This is a genomic window from Caballeronia sp. M23-90, from assembly GCF_053574605.1.
The window spans coordinates 1-4,620 of record NZ_JBSIPA010000504.1; the positions used below are offsets into that span (position 1 = coordinate 1).

The window sequence follows — 4,620 nt, forward strand, 5'->3', positions numbered from 1 at the left end:
TGCTGGAGGCGCGCAGCAACAGCGAGTTCGTGCGTGAGTCGGCGGTGACGGTGACTTTCAGCGTGGCGTCGGTGCTGCCGATCGAACCGGGATCCAGCAGCTTGCTCATCTGCTCGGCGACATCGAGCGCGTTTGCATTCTTCAGCGTGACGACGTCGACCTGACGGCCCGCCGCTGTATCGATACCCGCGATGATGCTGCCGATACGCCGCACGTTGTCGGCGTAATCGGTCACGACCAGCGTGTTGTTCGCCGGATAAGCGGCGATAGTGTTGTTCGGCGAGATCAGCGGCCGCAACACCGGCAACACGTTGTTGGCCGATTCGTTATGCAGTTCGAAGACCTGCGTGATGACCTGGTCGCCCCGCGCGGTCGGCGCGTTGCCAATGTAAGTCGGGACGCCCTGCAGCTTGGCATCGGCTTCCGGCACGACCTTCAGTACTCCGTGATCCTGCACGAGCGCGAAGCCCTGCATCCGCAATGCGGACTGCAGCGTCTTCAAGGCCTGGTCCTCCGGTACCGGATTCTCCGAGACCAGGTTCAACTGCCCTTTGACCCGAGGGTCGACGATGATCGTTTTTCCCGTCGCGGCGCCGATCGCTCTCGCGACCTGATCGATATCCGCATTGACGAAATTAAGTGTCACTTGTGCGTGCGCGAGTTGCGTAGTGACAAGACCAGCCACCAGCAAGGCCGTCGCCGCGCGACGCAATGCAATACGTTTTCTTCTCATGGAGTGTGATGTCTAGACCTGCTGATAACGTTGCGTCCGGCCCACCGCTTTTAGCGTCAATTCGACACTTTTACCGCCACGATGATCCGATGCGAACGTTTCCAGGGCCGGTGCCCGGGCAATGCCATATCCCAAAAACGTGAACCATAGCAGCTTTTGATGTCGGTTTTGTCACAAAAGCACTATCGATTGGCTGACGACACGTAATTCTCAAAAACACCTGAAGGATCAAACAGTTCCATCGGATGAAAGTAAATTTTCCTCAATCTTTCTGTCGCTTTTTTGTCATCCTTACTGCCACAAGGGCTTAAGAATCGTCATATTTTTGCCGCTTCCCTTATTTAGGCGATGAGTTGCAGTCTAAGCCGCCTATAAAGCAAAGATCACATGAAACCTTTGCTTGCAAAAAAATTTGACGTTCTTGGCGTCGTTCGGCTGGCGTATGTCGGATGGCCGAATTTAAAACGCAATAGTCTGCCGGTATGATACGGGCGGAACGGCGTGACGGATGCGCTTCGTGCGGGTGGGTTTTCCCGTGTTTTCAGTACCTTACCTAGTGTTACTCCGCCTTACCCAGCTTTGCCGGGCGCCCGCGACGTTGTCTTGCGAGCCTTGCAAAACAAAAACGGCGTGCAAATGCGTATCGATATTTCGCATGCTGTTGATTGAGTGGAACTGACGATGATGAAACTTGTGTTGCAATTTCTTGCGCTTGGATTTGCCGGCCTGCTTGTGGCCGCGCCTGCGCACGCGGACTGCTTTGACGAAGCCGCCAAGTACCAGAAAGTGAACCCGTTGATCCTGCGGGCGATTGCATGGCAGGAGTCGCACAACAAGCCGGACGCCATGAACAAAAACGCGAACGGTTCGATTGATTACGGTCTGATGCAGATCAACTCCATTCACCTGGGCCAGCTCGCGCAGTACGGCATCTCGACCACGACGCTGATGGAACCATGCAAATCGGTGTATGTAGCGGCGTGGCATTTGCGCCAGAAGATGAACAAGTATGGCAATACGTGGCAGGCAGTTGGCGCTTACCACTCGGAAACGCCAACGTTGCGTGATCAGTATTCAAAAGACATCATCGCCATTCTTGGCAAGTGGAAACTACTGACCGCATCGCGCTAGGTCTTCTGAATTTCCTTTTCAGTTCAATCATATTTCATCGCGTGGCGCGGCATTCCAGCCGCGTTTGATGCACAATTCCACGTTCCAGCTCGCCCTCTGAACAGGCGATTTTCTTGAAAGCGCCCCGCGTCGTTTGCGGCCGCGCGCGCGAATTCGCGCCTTTCTTTCGATGCCACCGCGATGAATCAACCCTTGCCAGTCACCGTGCTTGCCGGCTTGCCAGGCGCAGGCAAGACTACGCTCGTCAGCCACTTGCTCTCCGCTGGCGCCGATCACGGCGGTTCGCGCATCGCGGTGGTATCGGGCGAAACCGGTGGTCTTTCGAATGAGATCGCGCGCGTCGCGGCTGAACATCGATTCGATGCAATCGTGGTCGAAGCATCGGGTCACGACGATCCGCAGAACATCGCTGAAAACCTCGTCTTCGATAACGACATCGCCCGTCTCGACACCGTCGTGACCGTGGTCGACGCGCAAAACTTCCAGCGAGATTTCGCATCGACGGACGTACTCGGCCACGATGACGAAGGCGATCGCACAGTGGTGGAAACGCTGGTCGCTCAGATCGAATTCTGCGATGTGATCGTGATCAACAAGACGGACCTCATCGGCGCGCTTGCGTTGACCGAGCTGCGCGACACGCTGCACGCGCTCAATCCGCGCGCCGTGTTGATCGATGCGCAGTTCGGCGTCGTGCCGTTGAAAGACGTGGTGAATACCGACCGTTTCGACTTCGACGCAACATCGAGCGCGCCCGGCTGGCTCGAAATGTTGAACGCGGAGCCGGACGCCACGCCGCTGGTTCCCGAAAATGAGTCCGGTATCAGCGGCTTTGTGTATCGGGCGCGGCGGCCGTTTCATCCTGAACGGCTCTGGTCGCTATTGCACCGGGAATGGACCGGCGTATTGCGGTCGAAAGGCTTCTTCTGGCTCGCAACGCGCAGCGATATCGGCGGATCGCTTTCGCAAGCCGGCAGCGCGCTGCGGCATGGTCCCGCGGGCATGTGGTGGGCTGCTCAGGATCGCAGCGAATGGCCGACTGGCGACGCCGAACTCGAAGCCGAGATCGCGGCCGACTGGTTTGGCGACGCGGACGACATGAGCATTGGCGACCGGCGTCAGGAACTGGCCATGATCGGCACGGCGCTGGATGAAACGCACTCGCGCAGCGTCTTCGACGCCTGCCTGCTCACTGACTCAGAATGGTCGCAAGGCGCAGAGGCGTGGGCTGCATTCGGCGATCCGTTTCCATCGTGGGAAATGGACGATGACGATCATGAGCACGACCACGACCACGATCACGGCGATGACTGCGATTGCGGCGCGCACGGACATGACCACTGACCACCACAAAGCACGAGACGAAAAAAAACCCGCCGGCGACTGATGCCCGTACGGGTTACGTGCGCTGAACTACGGTTCAGCGCGGACAATCGGCTACGACTTACCGCTTGTTCACTGCGTCCTTGAATGCCTTGCCAGCCGTGAACTTGACGGTCTTGGCTGCCGGAATCTTGATGGATTCGCCGGTTTTCGGGTTGCGGCCGGTGCGCGCTGCGCGCTTGCCCGAGCCGAAGCTGCCGAAGCCAATCAACTGCACGGCGTCGCCCTTCGAGACAGCCTTCTTGACCACTTCGAGCAACGTGTCCAGCGTTTCGCCGGTTTGAGCCTTGCTGGCGCCGGTCTGAGCGGCCACGGCGTCGATCAGTTCCTGTTTATTCATTAAGGTTCCTTTATCAGTTTAGGTTGACACGAACAGCGCGAACGCGCCGATTATACGTGCGCGGGCCTTGCAGTCGAGTACTGGCGCGGGTTCAGCTCCCTGACCCGCTGTTCCGGCAAACCCTCAACCTTCGACAGCCCGGCCACCTCCGTACTCGGCGGTTGTTATCATAACGCAGCGCAAACCCAATCAGGACAAGGGTTTCGAAGATTTACGCATGATCCGGCAGAGGCGCAAACCTTTGCTTTGAATTTGCACCTGCAAGCAATCATTTTGCTCAGCGCCAGCCAGACGTCGTTGGTTTTTGCCAACGGTTATATAAATGTTCATCCGGATTGAACGCAAAGCCTTGCCCCTATTGGCTTCCCGGGGCGCGAATAGACATCCCGGAGCCTGTGAAATGGGTCGATTTGCGAGTGTTCCACGGTTCATCTTATTAGCTGGGATTCAAACAATTGCATGAACGATACAGCGCGTAACGCGCCCCTTTTCCACGACCGTTCGCGCTGGGCCGGACGTCGGAATTTCACGATATTTGAGACGCTGTTCGATGCCGGCCGGCGGTTTATCGATACGTGGAGCACGTGGCGCGACGATCCGCAGCGCTGCGAGCGGCTGCATTTCGTGGCGCTTGTGGAAATGGAATCGATGAATGCGCTTGGCATTTTCACCGACCACCTGGCCCTGTCCCAGCTTCTGACCGATAACTGGCCTATGCCGGTGGCCGGTATTCATCGGCTGGAATTTGACGATGGGCGCGTCGTGCTGACCCTCGCCGCGGGCGATGCAGAAAGCGTGTTGCCGAAGTTATGGATGCGCGCAGATTCGTTCTATCTTCATAGCGGCGCGTCCGGCGAGAAGCTGCCGTTTATTGCCAAGGCGTTGGCGCGCATTTCCGGCGATCAGGCCACGCTTTATGCCGATTCCCATCCGCAACTGGCACGCGCGTTGAACGACGCGGGCTTCACAATCGATGAAACCTCCCAGCATGTGACCGCGCGCTTCGCGCCGCGCTGGCGCGTGCGGCGGCATA

5 protein-coding genes are annotated in these 4,620 nt (G+C 57.8%); 3 read left to right on the forward strand and 2 right to left on the reverse strand.

Going from position 1 to position 4,620, the window contains the following annotated elements; all coding sequences use genetic code 11:
* A partial coding sequence (locus tag ACRXB1_RS31075) for a secretin N-terminal domain-containing protein (RefSeq protein ID WP_449494229.1) occupies window positions 1–733 on the reverse strand: 733 nt, incomplete at its 3' end.
* Window positions 734–1,417: 684 nt separating this feature from the next.
* On the opposite strand from ACRXB1_RS31075, the gene ACRXB1_RS31080 reads away from it, so the two are divergent.
* Window positions 1,418–1,864: a lytic transglycosylase domain-containing protein gene (locus ACRXB1_RS31080; protein WP_174362184.1), complete on the forward strand. Its 447-nt coding sequence runs from the start codon at window positions 1,418–1,420 to the stop codon at window positions 1,862–1,864.
* Between the two features lie 180 nt (window positions 1,865–2,044).
* On the forward strand, window positions 2,045–3,208 hold the full coding sequence (locus ACRXB1_RS31085) for a GTP-binding protein (RefSeq protein WP_449494230.1): 1,164 nt from the start codon (window positions 2,045–2,047) through the stop codon (window positions 3,206–3,208).
* Window positions 3,209–3,308: 100 nt separating this feature from the next.
* Here ACRXB1_RS31085 and ACRXB1_RS31090 read toward each other — a convergent pair whose 3' ends face one another.
* The gene (locus tag ACRXB1_RS31090; protein WP_031364544.1) at window positions 3,309–3,587 is read right to left on the reverse strand and encodes an HU family DNA-binding protein; all 279 of its coding nucleotides are present in this window, start codon (window positions 3,585–3,587) and stop codon (window positions 3,309–3,311) included.
* Window positions 3,588–4,046: 459 nt separating this feature from the next.
* Between ACRXB1_RS31090 and ACRXB1_RS31095 the strand changes: the two genes are divergently transcribed.
* On the forward strand, window positions 4,047–4,620 hold a 574-nt coding region (locus tag ACRXB1_RS31095; protein ID WP_449494231.1), incomplete at its 3' end, for an MnmC family methyltransferase.

Bases quoted from the DNA above. Each gene is read 5' to 3' on its own strand.
- ACRXB1_RS31085 (WP_449494230.1), top strand. From the start codon at position 2,045: ATGAATCAACCCTTGCCAGTCACCGTGCTTGCCGGCTTGCCAGGCGCA.
- ACRXB1_RS31080 (WP_174362184.1), top strand. From the start codon at position 1,418: ATGAAACTTGTGTTGCAATTTCTTGCGCTTGGATTTGCCGGCCTGCTT.
- ACRXB1_RS31090 (WP_031364544.1), bottom strand. From the start codon at position 3,587: ATGAATAAACAGGAACTGATCGACGCCGTGGCCGCTCAGACCGGCGCC.